We start from the raw sequence: 19060 nt of genomic DNA on the forward strand, positions 1-19060 counted from the left end.
ATCGGAATTCGACAGCACAGGAGCAGGACGACATGTTGCGGCACACGGCGATCGCCCGGCGCATCGCGATTGCCGCACAGCTCGTCGTCGCCGTGCTCGCGATCGTCGCCACCGTGGTGTTCATCTATGTGCTGCTGCATACGCCGCCCGCGCCCGGCAGTTCGGAGCAGCCGCGGCCCGCGATCACCCAGGGCGAGGTCGACCGCGGTATGTGAAACCCTTGACGCCCTCGGCGAACCCGCCTAACTTCCAAGTTGTCAGTTACGACGAGGGAGCACGCCATGGGCGATCCGAGGCGGTATGTGGTGATCGGCGGCGGCCTGGCCGGGCTCGCGTCCGCGGTCTGGCTGGCCGAAGCCGGCAAACAGGTCACGCTGCTGGAACGTCGCGGACGGCTGGGCGGCCGCACCCACGCCATGAAGGCCGAAGCCGTCGAGGACCTGCCCGACAACGGTCAGCACGTGATCGCCTCGGGCTACCACCATCTGTTCCGCTACCTGGACAGCGTCGGCACCCGCCGCTTCGTCGCCTTCCCGCACCGCGCCACCCTGCGCTGGCCGGACGGGCGCAAGGTCACCATGCGCACCACCGGCGCGGGCGCCTGGCGCACCTTCACCGGCCCGCACCCCGACGCCACGCCGCTGGACCGGCTGCGCACCGCCCGCGCCACCGTGCGACTGGGCTGGCAATGCCTCAACCAGCCCGCCGACCTCGCCGACCTCACCTCCGAGCAGTGGTTCGACCGGATCGGCATGCCCGCCAAAGCCCGTGAGGCACTGTGGGACTGGCTCGCCCTCGGCGTCGCCGCCGAACCCGTCGAGCAGGAATCGGCGAAGGTACTGGCCGACGTGCTGGCCACCGGGATCCGCCTCGGCATCGCGCACCGCACCCCGGTCACCATCGGCTATCCCACCACCGATCTGGACACGCTCTACGTCACCGGCGCGCAGCAGGTCTTCGCCCGGCACGGCGTCGAGGTCCGCCATCGCGCGGTGGCGCGGCGCATCCATATCGCCGACGGCCGCGTCACCGGTGTGACGCTGGCCGACGGCTCGGTGGTCCCCGCCGACGCGGTGGTGTGCGCGGTGCCCAACTCCAATATCGGCGGGCTGCTCGACGACCTGCCCGAACACGCCGAAATCTACGCGGCCGCGCAGAAACTCGGCTACACCCCGATCGTCAGCACCAACCTGTACCTGGATCGCCCGCTGGGGACCGAGGCCGAATTCGAGGCACTGATCGGTGGCGGCGGCGTCATCGACGAGGTCTTCGACCGCCAGCGGATGACCGGGCGCAGCACCGAGCAGGCCTGGCTGTACTGCCTGACCACCAGCGGCGCCTACGCGCAGATCCACAAAAGTCACGAAGAGGTCGTCACCGAGCAGATGGCGCTACTGCGCCGCTACTACCCCGCCGCCGCGCACGCGAAAATCGTGCAGGCCCAGGTGGTTCCGATGCCCAAGGCGACATTCTCCCAGGTCGTGGGCACGCACGGCCTACGGCCCGCACAGCGCACTTCGATTCCGACGCTGGCGCTGGCCGGGGACTGGACCGCCACCGACTGGTCGGCCACGATGGAAAGCGCCGTGCAGAGCGCAGCGCGGGCGGTGGACCTGCTGCTCGAGTTACCGTCTGTGCCGTGACCACGCAGCGCGCCACATCAGTGCCCGCTAAGAAATCCGGTAAGCGCCGGATGCCCGCGGCCGAAAGGCGTTCCCAGCTCTTGGACGTGGCGCGCGATATCGCCGCCGCGGACGGGTTCGCCGCGGTCACCATCGAACGTGTCGCGCGGCAATCCGATGTCGCCCGCGCGCTGATCTATCAGCAGTTCAGCGATCTGTCCGGCCTGCTGACCACCCTGCTGGACCGCGAGATGGGCATCGCGCTGGCCGGAGTGAGCAGTGTCGATCTCGACATCGACGACCCGGACGCGCTCGCCCACGGCATGCTCAGCTACCTGCACGCCGCACCGACCAGCTGGCGGATCATGCTCAGCCCGCCCGACGGCGGACCGCCGGGCCTGCGCGAACGACTCGAGCTGGGCCGCAACTACGCCCGCCAGATCGGGGCGCGGCACCTGTCGCGCTTCGCCGGGGTGCCCGTCGACCCGGACGGCGCCACCGAACGCGTCATGCTGTGCGCCATCGAAGAACTCGCGCGCCTGCACCTGGCCGACCCGGACCGCTACCCCGACGACCTGTTCCGGTCCTACGTCCGCTCGCTCACCGACTGGGCCACCGGCCTGGAATCCCAGCGCTGACCAGCACTTTCACTGCCCTCACGAAATTCTCACGGTCGAGTTGATGTGCTGTTTCCAGCGCGGAGGCACCGCGCCCGACCGAGAGGAAATCCTATGAAGCTCGAGACCGCGATCGTCGCCGGAATGTTCGCCCTGGGCGCGGTGGCCGCGAGCACCGGTGTCGCGAACGCCGTGTTCATCGGCAACTACGCCACCTACGAGGGCTGTGTCGCCGATGGCAACTCGCCACTCACCGGCGGCACCCAGTGGGAGTGCGTGCCGGTCGGCGACGGCTGGGACCTGCACACCTACTGATCCGCCCGCGCCGAGTGGCTGACGGGGGTCGAGCCACTCGGCCGCGCCGGGTGCCCGTCCGAGATGTCCTATTCTCTGGTCTCGTGCGAGTACTGGTGGTGGAGGACGACGAAGGTCTGGGACTGGAGATCGCGGCGGGCCTGCGTTCGGCCGGATTCGCCGTCGACCTCGCCGCCCGGCTCGCGGACGCGGATTTCAAGATCTCCGTCAACGGCTACGACTGCCTGGTCGTCGACCGCGGCCTGCCCGACGGTGACGGCCTGGCCCTCGTCGCGGCCCACCGCGACCGGGGCCTGCGGGTACCGGTGCTGATGCTCACCGCCCGCGACGGCATCGCCGACCGGGTCGCCGGATTCGAGCACGGCGCCGACGACTACCTCGTGAAACCGTTCGCCCTGGCCGAACTCGCGGCCCGGGTGCGCGCCCTGTGCCGCCGCCGCGAGCAGCCCGCCCCGGCCCGAATCGTCCTGGGCGACATCGATATCGATCTGCCCCGCCGCCGGGTGCAGCGCGCCGGCATCCTGCGCTCGCTGAGCCCCAAGGAATTCGCGGTGCTGGAACTGCTCGCCACCCGGGCAGGCAGTGTCGTCTCGCGCAGCGAACTCATCGAATGCTGCTGGGACGAGATGGCCGAGCCCGCCTCCAATGTGGTCGACGCGGTGATCGCGCAGTTGCGCCGCAAACTCGGCGCGCCGCCGGTCATCGAGACGGTGCGCGGCACGGGTTTCATGATCGGAAGTGAATCATTCGCACGTTGAGTCCGCCCGCTGCCGCGCGCCCCGCGGTCGCGCGCATGCGGCGCACCCGTTGGCAGCTGACGGTACTGATCACCGCGATCAGCACCGTCTGCCTGATCGTGCTCGGCCTGGTCGCCGCGGTCATCGACGCCAGGTCCCGGGACCGCGTCGTGGACGAGGCGATCAGCCGGGTCGCCACCGGCGTCGCCGGCAGCATCACGCTCGACACCGACGAGGTACTCGATCTCACCGACGTCAAGTCCTACGACCTGGCCAACGGCGAGACCGCGGTGCTCGTGGTGAGCAAGTCCGCCGACGGCACCTGGACCGAGGCGTTCGGCCACCTGCGGTCCTGGCTGCCCGGCAAAGAGGTCGCCGCGGGCATCGTCGACGATGCGATCCTGGCCGAGGACAGCGTCTTTCGCGACGGCACGGACAGTCAGGGCCGCTCCGTCCGCCTGGTCGCCCAGCCGCTGTTCTGGGAGGATTCCGAGGTCGAGGTGGTGGTCTTCGCGGGCACCAACCCGCAGACCTTCGGTCCCGAACGCGCACTGCTGATCTGGAGCCTGGTGATCGGCGGCCTGCTGCTGGTGCTGTGCTCGGCCCTCGCCGCGTACTGGCTGTCGGGGCGCAGCATGCGCCAGGTCATCGTGCTGCTCGACGAGCAGGAGAAGTTCCTCGGCGACGCGGCCCACGAACTGCGCACGCCGCTGTCGACACTGCGCCTGGTGACCGCGCCGCGCCACCGCAACCCGCACGAGATCGACCGGGCCCTGCACGAGGCGCACGGGCTCGGCGACCGGATGGAGCGCATCGTCTCCGGGCTGCTGGCCCGGGCCCGCATGCAGTCCGGCCTGGCCGAACCCGAACGCGTGCAGCTGCTGCTGGATCAACTCACCGAATCCGTGATCGAGGGGTTCGGACCGGCGAATATCCTGGTCGAGACGGTTCCGTGCGTCGTGATCGGCGATCCGGGGCTGCTCGGCCTGGCGATCCGGAACCTGGTGGAGAACGCCATCACCCACGGTGCGGTCAATCGCGGCGCGCCGGTCGAGGTGCATGTCGCCGACGGCCGGGTCAGTGTGCGCGACCACGGCCCCGGCCTGAACCCACAGGTGTCGAGCAACCCGTTCGATCGCGGCGTCAGCGCGGGACGTGGCAGCGGCATCGGTTTGGCGCTGGTGGCCTGGATCGCCGATCTGCACGGCGGCTCCGCGGGCATGGAACCCGCGGCGGGCGGCGGCACCATCGCCACCCTTACACTGCCGCGGCCACCGGCCTAACCAGCGAGCTGGATGAGGTTTCCGCAGGTGTCGTCGAAGACCGCCGTGGTTACCTCGCCCATGTTCAACGGCTCCTGAGTGAATCGGACACCGAGCCCGCGCAGCCGCTCGTATTCGGCCCGCACATCCTCGACGCCGAACTGGATGCACGGCAGCCCGGCCTCGCGCAGGCCGGTCTTGTAGGTCTTGGCGATCGGATTCTGGTCGGGTTCGAGCAGCAGCTCGGTGCCCTCGGGCGCCTCCGGCGCGACCACTGTCAGCCACTTGTATGCACCCACCGGGACGTCGTGCTTCTTCTGGAAGCCGAGCACCTCGGTGTAGAACGCCAGCGCCTTCTCCTGGTCGTCGACGAAAACGCTGGTCACTGCGATACGCATGGCAAGTATCCTCTCAGCCGTCCGAGGGCACCGGTTCCAGGATCTCCGGACGCGGCTCCGGGGCCGCGATCCGCAACGCGTCGGCCGACGCGTCGTCGGGTTGGGTCTGCGACTCGATCTCGGCGTCGACCCGCGCCAGATAGGTGCGGATCTCCCGGTCGATATCGGCGTCGTCCCAGCCGAGTACGGGCGCGACCAACTGCGCCACCTCCTCGGCACAGTCGCGACCCCGATCCGGGTATTCGATGGAGATGCGGGTGCGGCGGGCCAGGATGTCGTCGAGGTGCAGCGCGCCCTCGGCGGCGGCCGCGTACACCGCCTCCACCCGCAGATACGACGGCGCGTCGGTAATCGGTTGCAGCAGTTCGGGATAACCGTCGGCGAGCGCGATCACCTCGTCGATCAGCGAGCCGTAGCGGTTGAGCAGGTGCTTGATCCGGTACGGGTGCAGGCCGTACTCCTCGGCCAGCTGCACCGTCTGATTGACCAGCGCGTAGTACCCGTCCGCGCCCAGCAGCGGCACCTTCTCGGTGACCGACGGCGCGACCTTGTCCGGAATATCCTGCGCCGCTTCATCGACCGCGTCGTAGGCCATCACCCGATAGGTGGTGTACTTGCCACCCGCGATCGCGACCAGACCCGGCGCGATCCGCGCGACCGCGTGCTCGCGCGACAGCTTCGAGGTCGAATCGCTCTCCCCCGCCAGCAGCGGCCGCAGCCCGGCGTACACGCCGTCGATGTCCTGATGGGTCAGTGGAGTGACCAGCACCTGATTCACATGGTCGAGCAGGTAGTCGATATCGGCCTTGGTCGCCGCCGGATGCGCGAGATCGAGATTCCAGTCGGTGTCGGTGGTTCCGATGATCCAGTGCGCGTCCCACGGGATGACGAACAGCACCGAGGTCGGCGTGCGCAGGATGATCGCCGCATCGCTGACGATCCGATCCCGGGGCACGACGATGTGCACGCCCTTGGACGCCCGCACATGGAAGTGCCCGCGCGCGTGCGCGAGCGCCTGGAGCTCGTCGGTCCACACGCCGGTCGCGTTGATCACCACATGGGCGTGGATCTCGCCGGTCGCGCCGTCGTCGCTGTCGCGGACCTTCACGCCGGTCACCCGGTCGGCCTCGCGCAGGAAACCCACCACCTGGGTGGAGGTCCGGATGACCGCGCCGTAGTGCGCCGCGGTCCGGGCCACGGTCATGGTGTGGCGGGCGTCGTCGACCACCGTGTCGTAGTAGGTGACCCCGCCGATCAGTGCGTCGCGCCGCATACCGGGCGCCAGCCGCAGTGCCGCCGAACGGGATAGGTGATGCTGTCCCGGAACGGATTTCGCGCCACCCATACGGTCGTAGAGCACCAGCCCCGCCGCCACGTACGGCCGCTCCCAGACCCGATGGGTCAGCGGGTACAGGAACTTCAGCGGCTTGACCAGGTGCGGCGCCAGCGACGACAGCGCCAGCTCGCGCTCCTTGAGCGCCTCGCGCACCAAACCGAACTCCATCTGCTCCAGATAGCGCAGCCCGCCGTGGAACATCTTCGAGGACCGGCTCGAGGTGCCCGAGGCCAGATCCCGCGCCTCCACCAGCGCCACCCGCAATCCGCGCGTCGCCGCGTCCAGCGCGATACCCGAGCCGACCACACCACCGCCCACTACGACGACGTCGAAATGCTCCTTGCCGAACCGCTCCCACGCCTCCCGGCGCTGGCGCGGGCCGAGGAACTGGGTTTCCGGTTTCTTCGTCATGCTCGGCTCCTCGTTCTGCTGTCAGTGCACAAGATCGAGCTCCGGCTACAGGCTAAGCGAGGAACCCGTGTCGTCACGATCTTGACGCGCGGACTCCGGAACGTTTAGTAACCTGCACCAATGCGTCGCTATGTGGCCGCCATCGATCAGGGCACGACATCGTGCAGGTGCATCGTCTTCGACCGGCAGGGCCGGGTCGTCGGCGTCGCCCAGCGAGAGCACGAGCAGATCTTCCCGCGGCCCGGCTGGGTCGAACACGATCCGGAGGAGGTCTGGCGCAACACCGGCCACGTCATCGACGCGGTACTGAAAGAACACGATCTGTCCGCCGGCGACATCGCCGCGGTGGGCGTCACCAATCAGCGCGAGACCACCGTGGTGTGGGAGCGCGACACCGGCAAACCTGTCTACAACGCGATCGTCTGGCAGGACACCCGCACCGGCAAGCTGGTCACCGAGCTCGGCGGCGCGGAAGGGCCGTCCCGGTACCAGGACCGCACCGGGCTGCCGCTGTCCACCTACTTCGCCGGGCCCAAACTGCGCTGGATCCTGGACAATGTCGAAGGGGTCCGGGCGCGAGCCGAGGCGGGGGAACTGTGCTTCGGCACCATGGACAGCTGGGTGCTGTGGCACCTGACCGGCCTGCACATCACCGATGTCACCAATGCCTCGCGCACCATGCTGATGGATCTACGCACCCTGCAATGGGATTCGCGAATCTGTGCGGAGTTCGGCATCCCCGAATCGATGCTGCCCGAGATCCGCAGTTCCTCCGAGGTCTACGCCGAGATCAGTTCGGGTGCGCTGCAAGGCATTCCGGTGGCGGGCATCCTCGGCGACCAGCAGGCCGCCACCTTCGGCCAGGCCTGCCTGTCCCCAGGTGAGGCCAAGAACACCTACGGCACCGGCAATTTCATGCTCCTGAACACCGGCACCACACCGGTGTTCAGCAGGCACGGCCTGCTCACCACCGTCTGCTATCGGCTCGGCGCGCAGGACGCGGTGTACGCGCTGGAAGGGTCGATCGCGGTGACCGGCTCGCTGGTCCAGTGGTTCCGCGACAATCTCGGCATCATCGCCTCCGCCGACGAGATCGAGCCGCTGGCCCGCAGCGTCGAAGACAACGGCGGCGCGTATTTCGTGCCCGCCTTCTCCGGACTGTTCGCGCCCCGATGGCGGCCGGACGCGCGCGGCGTCATCGCCGGGCTGACCCGGTTCGTCAACAAAGCTCATCTGGCGCGCGCGATCCTGGAATCCACCGCCTTCCAGACCCGCGAGGTGGTCGACGCCATGCGCGCCGACGCCGAATCCCAGCGCCTCGACCTGGAATTGACCACCCTCAAGGTGGACGGCGGCATGACCGACAACGACCTGCTCATGCAGTTCCAGTCCGACATCCTCGATGTCCCGGTCGTGCGCCCGGTGGTCAAGGAGACCACCGCGCTCGGCGCCGCCTATGCCGCGGGCCTCGCGGTGGGTTTCTGGGCCGACACCGAGGAGATCCGCACCAACTGGGCCGCCGACAAGACCTGGCAGCCGACCATGTCCGACGCGGATCGGCAAGCGCGCCTGCGGGAATGGAACAAAGCGGTGGAACGCACCTACAACTGGGCGGACTGACCCGCACCGGCCAGCCGGTCCACCGCCTCGGTCAGAGTGGCCGCGTCCGAGGTGGAGAAGCACAGGCGCATCGAGTGCCGATAGCCGCCGTCGACGGCGAACGCCGAACCGGGCACGTAGGCGACACCCGCGTCCAGCGCACGAGGCAGCAGTTCTTGCGCGTCGGTGCCGTCGGTGAAATCGGCCCAGACGAACATGCCGCCCGTGGCATCGGTACAGGTGAGCCGGTCACCGAAGCGGTCGCGCAGCGCGTGCACCAGCGCCTTGGCCCGAGCACCGTAGGCGGTGCGGACGGACTCGATATGGCCGCTGAGCCAGGCGGCGTCCGCGAGCAGGTCGGCGGCGATCTGCTGGGTCAGGGCCGAGCCACACAGATCGGCGCCCTGCTTCAGCAGCTCCACTCCACGAAAGACGCTGGGCGGGGCGGTCATCCAGCCGACGCGCAGCGTGGGCGCGATGATCTTCGACGCACTGGATAGGCGAATCACGTTGCGGGAGTACGCTGCCACGGGTGCCGGGGCGGGCGCGTCGAAGTAGAGCTCGCCGTACGGGTCGTCCTCGATCACCCAGAAGCCGTGCGCGTCGGCGAGTTCGGCGAGCGCGCGCCGGCGCTCGGCACTCATGGTGACGCCGCCCGGGTTATGGAAGTTGCTCACCGTGTGCACCAGCGCGGGACGCTCACCGGAGGCCAGCAGCTCGGCGAGCAGGTCGACACGCAGCCCCTCGGAATCCAAGGGCAGCGCGACGATTCGGGCGCTCGCAGCCCGGAACACTTGCAGCGCACCGACATACGCGGGATTCTCGACAACCACCAGCGCGCCGGGATCGAGCAGCACTTCGGCCAGCAGGGACAGCGCCTGCTGCGAACCGTGCGTCACGAAGACCTCGTCCACACCGACGGCCCGGCCGAGCCGGGCCGATTCACGAGCGGCCAGCACCTCCCGCAGCGGCGCCCATCCGGGCGACTCGGTGTATTGCAGGCACCCCGGCCCGGACAGCGCGTCCGCCGCCGCGGCGGCGATCCGGTCGCGGGGCATCAGCGCGGCATCCGGCAACCCACCGGCCAGGCTGATGACCTCGGCGCGCGCGGTCAGCTTCAAGAGGTCGCGAATCGCCGAGCTCTGGAGGCCGCTCAGCTTGCCGGCCAGCGGCGGGATAGTCGATGACATGGGAACCTCCGAGAAACGCCGGGTACGCGGTGCCTATGGTCGCACAATATTGACCAGAATGTGAAATTTAAATCCTATATAGCGAGATCGTCGCCAGGTTCGACCGGCAGCGGCCGATGATTTCAGGGGTGATCTGCATCACTCGACAGAACCGAGCTGGAGTCAGCGGCGTCCAACTCTTCGTAGACACCATCGACACGAAGGAACGAAAAGCCATGAAGCGCATCGCCTCTGCACTTGCAATCGGCGCAATGACCGTGGGCGCCATCGCCCTTGCCTCGCCGGCTGCGAACGCAAACGTCAAGACCGGAGACGCGTGCAACGCCCCCGGCGCCACCCTGGAACAGTTCCAGCCCGAAGACAACCGCGTGGCGGTGTACAAGTGCATCAGCCCCGTCGGCAGTTTCTACATCTGGGAGTTCAAGACCTTCAAGCAGCCGGGCGTCAACTAGCCACAAGAGCCGACAGCGGAACTCCTGGTCTGGTCCGATCGGCCCACTCGGCAACCCGAACCAGCAGGAGTTCACCTGCCCCACAGGCTGATTCCTTCAGGAAATCGCATATCGCCGAACTCTGGAGATCTTCGGTGAAGATAAGACATCCGGCTCCCGAGTCTCATGTGACCAGCGACACAGAGGGGATCCAAACATCAACTGCCTGCGTCCAATTCGGTGATCGGTACGAATCACGACGAATTGGAGTAACCATGAAATCCATCGCGCGCGGTCTCGCTGTCGGCGCTCTGGCCGCCGGTGCGCTGCTGCTGTCGGTCCCCGCAGCACACAGCTCTCCGGACTTCCCCAACGTCGGCGAAGGATGCGGCACCGTCGGCCTGCGCAAGTCGGGCCACGATCGGGCAGGCAACGAAACAATTCTCATGTGCACGCTCAACGCGCCCGGTGTGCAGCCCGGACTCATGACCTGGCAGGTCGCCCCGTAATCGCAAGCATTACGAAACGCAGTGAACTCCTGGCCGGATCACGACACCGACCAGGAGTTCATCTGCTAGCGCACTGATTGCATTGCATCGCTCAGTGATTCAGCTCAGCGTCTGACATCGCCTCGTGAGCGATTCCTCAATTATCGGATCGAATCACGACGAACGGAGTGGAAATGAAACGCATCGCACGTGGACTCGCTGTCGGCTCGCTGGCCGTCGGCGCACTACTGCTGACCATCCCTGCGGCATCGGCCGAAGGGTACGTCTACCCCACTGAACCCTGCATTGAAGGCAAGGCGGCACAGGCGCGTCAACCGTCCGGAGAAATAGTCACCTTCTATTGCTCGAGCGCTCCGCCTCCAACTCAGCCAGGAATCCTGACCTGGATCCCCCGCCAGCCCGGAATCGGGTGACACAAGTAGGCACAGGGCCGCGACCGTAACGGAACTCCAGGCGCATCAGCGCTCGGTAACACCGATCCGCGAGTCCGGACTCACGACCTTGCAGGTCGCCCCGTAATCGCAAGTACTGCAAAACAAATGAACTCCTGGTTGGAATCATGACGCCGACCAGGAGTTCATCACTGTGTCGGGCTAATGCCCGGCGCGCTTTTCGATGGTGTAGACCAATGTCTTTCCATCCCGGATGACCGTGGTGACCGTTTGTGGGTAGACGATCGGCTGGTTGGAATTCGGGTGAACCGTGGTCAAATCCACCGAATAAGTGTCCGGCCCGACGGCCAGGATCCGCAGACAATGAGTGGTACCCCGGGGGATCTCGTTGTTGATCGCCGTCTGCATATGATCCGCGGTCGCGATCAACGGCGCGTCCGGCGCGACATATTCGCGCGCCTTCTCACCGCTCCGCTCGACATAGAAACCGTACTGGAATCCCAGGATCGCGCCGGTGCCACTGGTGGTATTGCCCACGCCGTTGCCGGTCGTCAAGTCGCCATTGGTAGTGGCGGGGCAGTTCAACGCAGCCGTTGTCGACGGCAGCGGCGGCGCGGCCGTCGGCTTGCCGTCCTCGTCGCCGCCGGGATTGCGGTTCAGCGCGATGACGGTGGCGACCAAGCCGATCACGACCGCGAGGATGCCTGCGGCGCCGAGCATGATCCAGCGGCCTCGGCCATTCTTGGCGGGCGGCTTGGTCGTGGACGCGCCCGGCGCGAGGCGCTGCGCGATCGGATCGTCGTCCCACGAGATCAGCGACGACGATGAGGACGCGCGCGACGGCGCCGGCTCGTCGTCATCGAGGTTGTAATCGTCACGGCCCGACCAGCGCGGCTCGGGCTCGTCGGCGGGCGCGGCCTGGTAGCGGGTGGTCGAGGCGTCCGCGGGCGGAGCGGTCTGGTAGCGGGTGGTCGCCGCGGTCGAGGTGTCCGTGGGCGGAGCGGTCTGGTAGCGGGTGGTCGCGGCCGAGGAAGCATCGGCGGACGGGCTCGCGACCGGCGGTGTCTGGTAGCGGGTCGTGGCCGCCGAGGACGGCTCCGCGGTCACTTCCGGACCGAAGTCGGCGGGCGCCGGCTGTTGCGGGCGCTGCGGCTCCGGCGCGCGGTAGGTCGGCGTGGACGGCGGCGCTACCTCACCGGCGGGCCGCCAACCCAGATCCGGCTGATCGGGTGCGGACGGCACACTCCAGCCGGGACCGGTGCGATCCAGCGGTGGACCGCCGAAATCGTCCACCGGCGGGCCGAAATCACCCACCGGAGCACCGAAATCGTTGACAGGTGCACCGAAATCACCGACGGGCGGGCCGAAATCACCCACCGGCGGCCCGAATTCCGACCGGGACTGGCCGGACTCTTTGTCCCTATCATCCTCGGAGCCCACTACCGATCCTTTCCCCAGGACACACGTGTGGGGCGGTCGAAAACGACCGCCCCACCCGTTGAAACAGCTCGGCTCAGTACTGGACCGAACCACCCCACTGGGTGGTGATTCCACCGACGTTGACCGTCTGCGGCGCCACATCGCCCGCCGGGATAATCGACGGCAGTGTAACGCGCGCGGCGGCTTCGAGTGCAGCGGCGCCACCCGGCTGAGCGGCGATCCACTGCTCGACCGCGGCCTTGGCGGCATTCGCCTGGGTGGTATCCAGCACGAACGAGTTCTTGTTGTCGGCCAGACCTTCGCCACCGGTGTAGCTACTGATCTTGATGCTGTTCGGCGTCAGGTACTCCACCGCCACACCGGCCTCACCCGCGCCGGTGGGCGTGCGATAACCGATGGTGCCGACGTAACCGGCCTCGTTGTTGAAGTGGTGGGTATTGGCCACGAAGCCGGGCAGCACCGGGCCGCCGTCGACATTCGCCGAAACCTCGGTGCGCGGGCCCTCCATCTCCACGACCGGGGCCGCGGGCGCGGCCTGCAGTCGCGGCGCCTGCCAGCGCGGTGGCTCCTGCACCAGGTTTTCCTGTGCCTCAGGCGATTGCGGCGCCGTCGGCGTACCCGGCTCGGCGGGCTTGTCGGCACTCGGCGGCTTCGGCGCGACGGTGCCGGGCTGGACCGGGGCGTCCGATTCCGGATCGGTGGCCACGGCCGGCTTGTCCCCGGCCTGCTGACCCGGAACCGGAAGGGGGGCGACGCGCGGGCTGGTGACACCCGGCTGTGTCGGCGGCAGCTTGGGATCCTTCTTCGGATCCGGCTTCACCTGATCGGGATCCGGCGTGGTGATACCCGGCTGGCTCGGCGTCGGCTGACCCGGATCCTGCTGCTCACCCTGCTCCGGAGCGGTGGTCTCCGGGGTCTCCTCCGGGGTGCCCGGCTGCTGCGGTGCGGGCGCGGGCGTGGTGGGAGTGGTCGGCTCGTTCGGAACCGCCCCAGCCGGAGCTGCGAGAAGTGTCGCCACGGCGGCAGCTGCCGCCAGCGGCATCGTGGTCCCCGCCACCGCCCGCTGCGCCCGGTTCGGCTTACGGTGTTTCACTGTCGTCCCTTTCACGCACGTTCCCCGACGACCCGTGGGCCGTTCGCCGTTCCTGTGCTGAAAGGACTAGCTCCCCCGACAACAGCAACTACGCGACCGCCCGCCGATCGCATCTCCTTCGGGGAGTCAACCACAAGTTCGCGGTATCGGCAACGCGGCGAAAACCCCGCCCCGCCAACCATACTGGCGAACGTGCCGGGAATCACCTCGGGCGGCGGTCAGTCCAGGTCGTCGTGGCGCATGAGCTGGCGGGCCGCCTCGGTGACCGAGCCGGTCAGCGAGGGGTACACCGAGAAGGTCTGGGCCAGATCGTTGACGGTCAGATTGTTCTGCACCGCAAGGGCGATCGGCAGGATCAGCTCCGAGGCGATCGGCGCCACCACGACCCCGCCGATCACCACACCGGTCGCCGGACGGCAGAAGATCTTGACGAAACCGCGCCGCAGCCCGGACATCTTGGCGCGCGGATTGGTGTTCAGCGGCAGCATCACCGTGCGCGCGGGCACCTCGCCGTTGTCGATGGCGGTCTGGCTGACCCCGACCGTCGCGATCTCGGGGCGGGTGAACACGGCGGAGGCAACGGTTTTCAGCCGGATCGGCTGCACACCCTCACCGAGCGCGTGATACATCGCGATCCGGCCCTGCATCGCCGCCACCGAGGCCAGCGGCAGCAGGCCGGTGCAGTCACCGGCGGCGTAGATGCCGGGGACGGTGGTGCGCGAAACCCGATCCACCCGAAGGTAACCGCCGCGATCCAGTTCGATGCCGACCCGCTCCAGCCCGAGCCCCTCGGTATTGGGGGTGGAGCCGACCGTCATCAGCGCGTGCGTGCCGGTGACCGTGCGCCCGTCCGACAGCTTCACCACGATCCCGTCCGCCGTGCGCTCCACGGCGTCCGCGCGCGCGTGCTTGACCAGCTCGACACCGCGCTCGGCCAGCGCCTCCTCCAGCACCAGCGCCGCGTCGGCGTCCTCACCCGGCAGCACCCGATCCCGGCTGGAGACCAGCTTCACCTGCACGCCCATCTCGGTATAGGCCGAGACGAATTCGGCGCCGGTGACACCGGAACCGACTACCACCAGCGTTTCCGGCAGCTCCTGCAGATCGTAGAGCTGACGCCAGTTCAGGATGCGCTCGCCGTCGGGCTCGGCGCCCGGCAGCACCCGCGGGCTGGCGCCGGTGGCGATCAACACCACCTCGGCCTCGATGATCTGCTCGGCGCCGGTGGCCAGCTTGGCCAGCACGCGGTGCGCGGCCAAAGGCCCACCGGCCTCCAGGATCTCGCCGCCGCCCTGCAGCACCGACACCCCGGCGGCCTGCAATTTCGAACGGATATCGGCGGACTGGGCCAGCGCCAGCGCTTTCACGCGAGCATTCACCTCGGGCATGTCCACGGTCGCCTGGCTCGCCTCCAGCGTGATGCCCAGGTCCTTGGCGCGGCGCAGCGACGTGCGCACGCCGGTGGAGGCGATGAAGGTCTTGGAGGGCACACAGTCCCACAGCACGCACGCGCCGCCGATGCCGTCGCAATCGATCAACGTCACCGAGGCGCCGTGCTGCGAGGCGACCAGCGCCGCCTCGTACCCGGCCGGGCCGCCCCCGATGATGGCAATGCGGGTCATGGGTACCTCCGCTCGAGCTGTCGACCGGGATCTCCGGCGCTGACGCCTACGAGGTTATCCGCACGGCGGCAAACCACACCCAAGGACCCAACACGCCGCGTTCCGTGCCGGAAAAAACACAGTCTGGGCCGGATATGGACGGCAGGGGTCGGTCATTGGCTACCCTTTGCTACGTGCCGATCTACGCCGCCTACGGGTCGAACATGGACTCGTCCCAGATGCTCGAGCGCTGTCCGCACTCCCCCATGTCCGGAACGGGCTGGTTGGAGGGCTGGCGGCTCACGTTCGCCGGCGACGATATCGGCTGGGAAGGACCGCTGGCCACCGTCGTCGAGGATCCGGGCTCGCGGGTGTTCGTCGTGCTCTACGACGTGTCCCCGGAGGACGAGGAGCGCCTGGATCGCTGGGAGGGTTCCGATTTCGGGATACACAAGAAGATCCGCCTGCGCGTCACCCGCAACCCGAACAACAACGCCGAGACGGTACTGGCCTGGCTCTACGTACTCGACGCCTACGAGGGCGGCCTGCCCTCCGCGCGCTACATAGGCGTGATCGCCGACGCGGCCGAAAAAGCCGGCGCCCCCGAGGATTACGTGCACGCCCTGCGCACCCGCAACAGCAAGAACGTCGGCCCCGGCACCTTCGGCTAGCCCATCGACCACCGAAGGCCACCTTCCGAAATCCGGAGGTGGCCTTCGCTGTAGGACAGGCGGGTTATCCCGCGTGCAGGATGATGTTGCTGAGCACTCGGACGCCGACCGCGAGCGCGCGCTCATCCAGATCGAAGGTCGGCTGGTGCAGGTCCAGCTGCTCCCCGTGACCGGACCAGACGCCCAGGCGCGCCATCGCGCCCGGCACCTCCTCCAGGTACCAGGAGAAGTCCTCGCCGCCGCCGGACTGCGGGGTGTCGGCCAGCGCGTCCGGGCCGAGCGCGCGGATCGCCGACTCGAACATGCGGGTGGACTGCTCGTCGTTGACCACCGGCGGCACACCGCGGCGGTAGTTCAGCTGGTAGCGCACCCCGGTCGGGGCCAGCAGGCCGTCGACGATCTCGTGCACCATCGGCTCCAGCAGCGACCAGGTCGCGTGATCACCGGTGCGGACCGTGCCGGTGAGCATGCCGGTCTGCGGAATCGCGTTGGGCGCCTTGCCCGCCGACACCGCACCCCACACCATCACGGTGCTGGTGCGCGGATCGATCCGGCGGCTGAGCAGACCGGGCAGACCGGTGATGACGGTGCCGATCGCGTACACCAGATCGCTGGTCAGATGCGGTCGCGAGGTGTGCCCGCCGGGTGAGTCGAGCACCAGCTCGACGGTGTCGGCGGCCGAGGTGATCGCGCCGACCCGGATTCCGACCCGTCCGACCTCCAGGCGCGGATCGCAGTGCAGCGCGAAGATGCGGTCCACACCCTCCATCGCGCCGGCGGCGACCATGTCGATCGCGCCGCCGGGCATGACCTCCTCGGCGGGCTGGAACACGAAACGCACGCCGACCGGCAGGTTCATCTCCGCCAGTGCCAGCGCCGTGCCCAGCAGGATGGTGGTGTGCGCGTCATGGCCGCAGGCATGCGAGACGCCCGGCACGGTGGACGCGAACGGCAGCCCGGTGAACTCCTGCAGCGGCAGCGCGTCCATATCGGCGCGAAGGCCGATGCGCGGGCCGTCGGCGGGTCCGATATCACAGATCAGGCCGGTGCCGCCGGGCATCTTCTGCGGGTTCAACCCGGCCTTGGTGAGCCACGAGGAGACGAATTCGGTGGTTCCGAACTCGGTGCGGGACAGCTCCGGATTGGCGTGGATGTGGCGTCGCCAGCCGACCAGGTCGACGGCGTGTTCGACCAGCCAGGCGTCGACCGCGGCGCGGCCGGCGGCCACGGTATCGATGACGGCGCGCGGCCCCTGCGTGCGTAGCAACGTCTCCGCGGCGTCCACCCCGGCCACCATTGCCTCGTGGTCCGCCGCGGTGCCCGTCGCCGGGGTCGAACCGCCGGTACTACTCACCGAATGTCCTCCTGTCGTTGAACCAGCCGCTGCAACAACCTGCCTCTATGTACGTCATCGCGAGCTATCGCCACCGCGGTACGCGCGAGCGCCAGCGCACCGTCGACGACGGCGCGATCCGCCGAGGCCGTGATGCTCGCCGCGGCGAAACCGGGCTGGTGGGTCACCGCCCCGCCGGCGTCGATGCCGATAACCGGATGGATGCCCGGGACGATGTTGGTGACATTGCCCATATCCGTGCTGCCCAGCGGTCGCTGCGCCTCGAGTTCCGGTGCGATCGGCACCCGGCCGAGGTCGGCGATCTGCTCGCGATAGGCACACAGTAACGCCGGATCGGGCGTCAGCTCGGTATATGTCGGTGCGAGCGTCCGGATTTCGTGGGTGCAGCCGGTCGCGAGGGCGCCCGCCTCGAAACAAGCCGACGCGCGTCGCATCAGTTCGTCGAGGGATGCGGAGTCGACTGCGCGTAGGTAATACAGCAGTTCCGCACGTCCGGGCACGATGTTGGGGGCTACGCCACCGTCGCCGACTATACCGTGCAGTTGCTGGCCAGGCCGGATATGTTGTCGCAGCAACCCGATCGCAACCTGGGCGACGGTGATCGCGTCGCCCGCGTTCCGGCCCTGTTCGGGCGCCGCGCTGGCATGGGCTTCGCGCCCGTGGAACACCACCTCGATATCGGCCAGCGCCAGCGAGTGCGCGTCCACGATGTCGACCGGGCCCGGGTGCACCATCAGCGCCATCGCGACCTCGTCGAAGATGCCGCGCTCCAGCATCAGCACCTTGCCGCCGCCGCTTTCCTCGGCGGGGGTGCCCAGCACCTGGACGGTGAGACCGAGTTCGTCGGCGACCTCGGCGAGACCGAGGGCCGCGCCGACCGAGCTGGCGGCGATGATGTTGTGTCCGCAGGCGTGCCCGAGTTCGGGCAGCGCGTCGTATTCGGCGCAGAGCGCGACGGTCAGTTCGCCGCTGCCGTAGCTGGCGCGAAAGGCGGTGGGCAGCCCGGCGACGCCGGTTTCGATCTCGAAACCGCGTTCGGCCAGCGGTTCGATCGTCTTGGCCGCACTGCGGTGTTCCTCGAAGGCCAGCTCCGGTTCCGCGTGTATTCGATGTGAGAGATCGATCAGCCGCGGCGCGGCGTCTCGAATGGCCCGGTCGGAGCGGGTGCCGTGCATCGACGGGCGCCCGGCGCGGTGGGCGCCGGGCGACTCGGTCGGACCGCTACGCGGTGGTGGCATGGAACACAGTGTCGCACTGACGCGCAAATCGAGCACGGCGTGCGTCCCGGCCCGGGACGCGGCGGAGTTATCCGGCGGCGAACGCCAGGTTCTCCGGGGTGGTCGGCACCGCGAGCCCGGCAAGCGCCTTGGCGTGCAACGCCTGCTTGATCACCGGCAGGTTCGGCTTGCGGTTGCCCGCCAGTGCCGCGGCGCGGGCCACGGCGGTGCTCAGCAACGACTCGGCATCGGCCTGATCGTCCACGATGCCCGCGGCGATGGCCGCCTCGGCCGGGAAGCGATGGCCGGTGGTCATGGCCTGCACGCACACCTGGTTGCTCAGGCGTTCGGTCAGCAGCGCGTTCATGCCGACGGTGAAGGGCATGCCCAGGTTCACCTCGGGCAGGCACCAGAAGCCGCGATCGGCGCGCATCACCCGGAAGTCGTTGCTGGTGGCCAGCATCGCGCCGGCGCCGAAGGCGTGGCCGTTGAGCGCGGCGACGGTCGGCATCGGGAAGGTCAGCAGCCGGGTGTAGAGCGAGTGCACCCGATCCAGGTACCAGTGGATGCGGTCCAGGTTGCCGAACAGCCAGTCGGTGTCCAGGCCGTTGCTGAAGAATTTGCCCGTCGCCGTGGTCACCAGCGCGGCCGGGCCCTCGGAGGCCTCCACCTTGTCGAGCAGGTCGTGCACCTGATCGATCCAGTCCGGGTGGAAGCGGTTCTCGTTGTCGGTCTGGCCCTCGACTCCGAGGTACAGGACGAACACATCACCTTCACGTTCCAGGTAGGGCATGCGTGCAGCGTATCCCCCCGCGCGCGGCTTTCCTACCGACGGGTAGCAACTTCCCGGGCAGTGGGGAGCCGA

At 68.4% G+C, this 19060-nt stretch carries 19 protein-coding genes; 10 read left to right on the forward strand and 9 right to left on the reverse strand.

Annotation, left to right across the window (positions count from 1 at the left end):
- Positions 1–32 precede the first annotated feature (32 nt).
- The 6 genes from ACFVMC_RS00980 to ACFVMC_RS01005 all read left to right on the forward strand — a co-directional run bounded on the left by ACFVMC_RS00980 (position 33) and on the right by ACFVMC_RS01005 (position 4574).
- The gene (locus ACFVMC_RS00980; protein ID WP_379205742.1) at positions 33–215 is read left to right on the forward strand and encodes a hypothetical protein; all 183 of its coding nucleotides are present in this window, start codon (positions 33–35) and stop codon (positions 213–215) included.
- A 66-nt stretch (positions 216–281) separates the two neighbouring features.
- Positions 282–1643: a hydroxysqualene dehydroxylase HpnE gene (gene hpnE, locus ACFVMC_RS00985; RefSeq protein ID WP_379205743.1), complete on the forward strand. Its 1362-nt coding sequence runs from the start codon at positions 282–284 to the stop codon at positions 1641–1643.
- Positions 1640–2260: a TetR/AcrR family transcriptional regulator gene (locus tag ACFVMC_RS00990; protein WP_379205744.1), complete on the forward strand. Its 621-nt coding sequence runs from the start codon at positions 1640–1642 to the stop codon at positions 2258–2260. The genes hpnE and ACFVMC_RS00990 overlap by 4 nt, the downstream gene beginning before the upstream one ends.
- Positions 2261–2353: 93 nt before the next feature.
- Positions 2354–2554 (forward strand): hypothetical protein, encoded by a 201-nt coding sequence (locus ACFVMC_RS00995; protein WP_379205745.1) that lies wholly within the window; start codon positions 2354–2356, stop codon positions 2552–2554.
- An 83-nt stretch (positions 2555–2637) separates the two neighbouring features.
- Positions 2638–3312: a response regulator transcription factor gene (locus ACFVMC_RS01000; RefSeq protein WP_379205746.1), complete on the forward strand. Its 675-nt coding sequence runs from the start codon at positions 2638–2640 to the stop codon at positions 3310–3312.
- Positions 3309–4574 carry a sensor histidine kinase gene (locus ACFVMC_RS01005; protein WP_379205747.1) on the forward strand — a complete coding sequence of 422 codons (1266 nt, stop codon included), beginning with the start codon at positions 3309–3311 and terminating at the stop codon, positions 4572–4574. The genes ACFVMC_RS01000 and ACFVMC_RS01005 overlap by 4 nt, the downstream gene beginning before the upstream one ends.
- On the opposite strand, the gene ACFVMC_RS01010 is transcribed toward ACFVMC_RS01005, so the two are convergent.
- Positions 4571–4951: a VOC family protein gene (locus ACFVMC_RS01010; RefSeq protein ID WP_379205748.1), complete on the reverse strand. Its 381-nt coding sequence runs from the start codon at positions 4949–4951 to the stop codon at positions 4571–4573. The two genes, ACFVMC_RS01005 and ACFVMC_RS01010, sit on opposite strands and share 4 nt — an antisense overlap.
- Before the next feature lie 13 nt (positions 4952–4964).
- The gene (gene glpD / locus ACFVMC_RS01015; protein WP_379205749.1) at positions 4965–6698 is read right to left on the reverse strand and encodes a glycerol-3-phosphate dehydrogenase; all 1734 of its coding nucleotides are present in this window, start codon (positions 6696–6698) and stop codon (positions 4965–4967) included.
- A gap of 120 nt (positions 6699–6818) precedes the next feature.
- On the opposite strand from glpD, the gene glpK reads away from it, so the two are divergent.
- Positions 6819–8318: a glycerol kinase GlpK gene (glpK, locus tag ACFVMC_RS01020; protein WP_379205750.1), complete on the forward strand. Its 1500-nt coding sequence runs from the start codon at positions 6819–6821 to the stop codon at positions 8316–8318.
- Here the strand turns inward: glpK and ACFVMC_RS01025 are convergent.
- Positions 8300–9487 carry a PLP-dependent aminotransferase family protein gene (locus tag ACFVMC_RS01025; RefSeq protein WP_379205751.1) on the reverse strand — a complete coding sequence of 396 codons (1188 nt, stop codon included), beginning with the start codon at positions 9485–9487 and terminating at the stop codon, positions 8300–8302. The genes glpK and ACFVMC_RS01025 overlap by 19 nt on opposite strands.
- A gap of 215 nt (positions 9488–9702) precedes the next feature.
- On the opposite strand from ACFVMC_RS01025, the gene ACFVMC_RS01030 reads away from it, so the two are divergent.
- Both ACFVMC_RS01030 and ACFVMC_RS01035 read left to right on the forward strand, forming a co-directional pair.
- Positions 9703–9939 carry a hypothetical protein gene (locus ACFVMC_RS01030; RefSeq protein WP_379205752.1) on the forward strand — a complete coding sequence of 79 codons (237 nt, stop codon included), beginning with the start codon at positions 9703–9705 and terminating at the stop codon, positions 9937–9939.
- Positions 9940–10193: 254 nt separating this feature from the next.
- Positions 10194–10427, forward strand: a complete 234-nt coding sequence (locus ACFVMC_RS01035) for a hypothetical protein (RefSeq protein ID WP_379205753.1) — start codon at positions 10194–10196, stop codon at positions 10425–10427.
- 593 nt (positions 10428–11020) lie between these two features.
- Here ACFVMC_RS01035 and ACFVMC_RS01040 read toward each other — a convergent pair.
- The 3 genes from ACFVMC_RS01040 to ACFVMC_RS01050 all read right to left on the reverse strand — a co-directional run bounded on the left by ACFVMC_RS01040 (position 11021) and on the right by ACFVMC_RS01050 (position 14974).
- Complete coding sequence (locus ACFVMC_RS01040; RefSeq protein WP_379205754.1) at positions 11021–12259, reverse strand: hypothetical protein; 1239 nt, start codon at positions 12257–12259, stop codon at positions 11021–11023.
- A 73-nt stretch (positions 12260–12332) separates the two neighbouring features.
- Positions 12333–13352 carry a hypothetical protein gene (locus ACFVMC_RS01045; RefSeq protein ID WP_379205755.1) on the reverse strand — a complete coding sequence of 340 codons (1020 nt, stop codon included), beginning with the start codon at positions 13350–13352 and terminating at the stop codon, positions 12333–12335.
- A 218-nt stretch (positions 13353–13570) separates the two neighbouring features.
- Positions 13571–14974, reverse strand: coding sequence for an NAD(P)H-quinone dehydrogenase (locus ACFVMC_RS01050; RefSeq protein WP_379205756.1), 1404 nt, complete (start codon positions 14972–14974; stop codon positions 13571–13573).
- A 173-nt stretch (positions 14975–15147) separates the two neighbouring features.
- Between ACFVMC_RS01050 and ACFVMC_RS01055 the strand changes: the two genes are divergently transcribed.
- Positions 15148–15624 carry a gamma-glutamylcyclotransferase gene (locus ACFVMC_RS01055; protein WP_379205757.1) on the forward strand — a complete coding sequence of 159 codons (477 nt, stop codon included), beginning with the start codon at positions 15148–15150 and terminating at the stop codon, positions 15622–15624.
- 64 nt (positions 15625–15688) lie between these two features.
- Here ACFVMC_RS01055 and ACFVMC_RS01060 read toward each other — a convergent pair whose 3' ends face one another.
- From ACFVMC_RS01060 to ACFVMC_RS01070, 3 genes are all read right to left on the reverse strand, one after another.
- Positions 15689–16978, reverse strand: coding sequence for a M20 family metallopeptidase (locus tag ACFVMC_RS01060; protein ID WP_379205758.1), 1290 nt, complete (start codon positions 16976–16978; stop codon positions 15689–15691).
- Positions 16975–18153 carry a M20 family metallopeptidase gene (locus tag ACFVMC_RS01065; protein WP_379207746.1) on the reverse strand — a complete coding sequence of 393 codons (1179 nt, stop codon included), beginning with the start codon at positions 18151–18153 and terminating at the stop codon, positions 16975–16977. The genes ACFVMC_RS01060 and ACFVMC_RS01065 overlap by 4 nt, the downstream gene beginning before the upstream one ends.
- Before the next feature lie 130 nt (positions 18154–18283).
- On the reverse strand, positions 18284–18988 hold the full coding sequence (locus ACFVMC_RS01070; protein WP_379205759.1) for an enoyl-CoA hydratase-related protein: 705 nt from the start codon (positions 18986–18988) through the stop codon (positions 18284–18286).
- Between the last annotated feature and the right edge of the window lie 72 nt (positions 18989–19060).

Source organism: Nocardia sp. NPDC127579 (genome assembly GCF_042672005.1).
In the GTDB taxonomy this organism is placed as follows: domain Bacteria; phylum Actinomycetota; class Actinomycetes; order Mycobacteriales; family Mycobacteriaceae; genus Nocardia.

Bases quoted from the DNA above. Each gene is read 5' to 3' on its own strand.
- ACFVMC_RS00980 (WP_379205742.1), top strand. From the start codon at position 33: ATGTTGCGGCACACGGCGATCGCCCGGCGCATCGCGATTGCCGCACAG.
- hpnE (WP_379205743.1), top strand. From the start codon at position 282: ATGGGCGATCCGAGGCGGTATGTGGTGATCGGCGGCGGCCTGGCCGGG.
- ACFVMC_RS00995 (WP_379205745.1), top strand. From the start codon at position 2,354: ATGAAGCTCGAGACCGCGATCGTCGCCGGAATGTTCGCCCTGGGCGCG.
- ACFVMC_RS01010 (WP_379205748.1), bottom strand. From the start codon at position 4,951: ATGCGTATCGCAGTGACCAGCGTTTTCGTCGACGACCAGGAGAAGGCG.
- glpD (WP_379205749.1), bottom strand. From the start codon at position 6,698: ATGACGAAGAAACCGGAAACCCAGTTCCTCGGCCCGCGCCAGCGCCGG.
- glpK (WP_379205750.1), top strand. From the start codon at position 6,819: ATGCGTCGCTATGTGGCCGCCATCGATCAGGGCACGACATCGTGCAGG.
- ACFVMC_RS01025 (WP_379205751.1), bottom strand. From the start codon at position 9,487: ATGTCATCGACTATCCCGCCGCTGGCCGGCAAGCTGAGCGGCCTCCAG.
- ACFVMC_RS01030 (WP_379205752.1), top strand. From the start codon at position 9,703: ATGAAGCGCATCGCCTCTGCACTTGCAATCGGCGCAATGACCGTGGGC.
- ACFVMC_RS01035 (WP_379205753.1), top strand. From the start codon at position 10,194: ATGAAATCCATCGCGCGCGGTCTCGCTGTCGGCGCTCTGGCCGCCGGT.
- ACFVMC_RS01050 (WP_379205756.1), bottom strand. From the start codon at position 14,974: ATGACCCGCATTGCCATCATCGGGGGCGGCCCGGCCGGGTACGAGGCG.
- ACFVMC_RS01065 (WP_379207746.1), bottom strand. From the start codon at position 18,153: ATGCACGGCACCCGCTCCGACCGGGCCATTCGAGACGCCGCGCCGCGG.
- ACFVMC_RS01070 (WP_379205759.1), bottom strand. From the start codon at position 18,988: ATGCCCTACCTGGAACGTGAAGGTGATGTGTTCGTCCTGTACCTCGGA.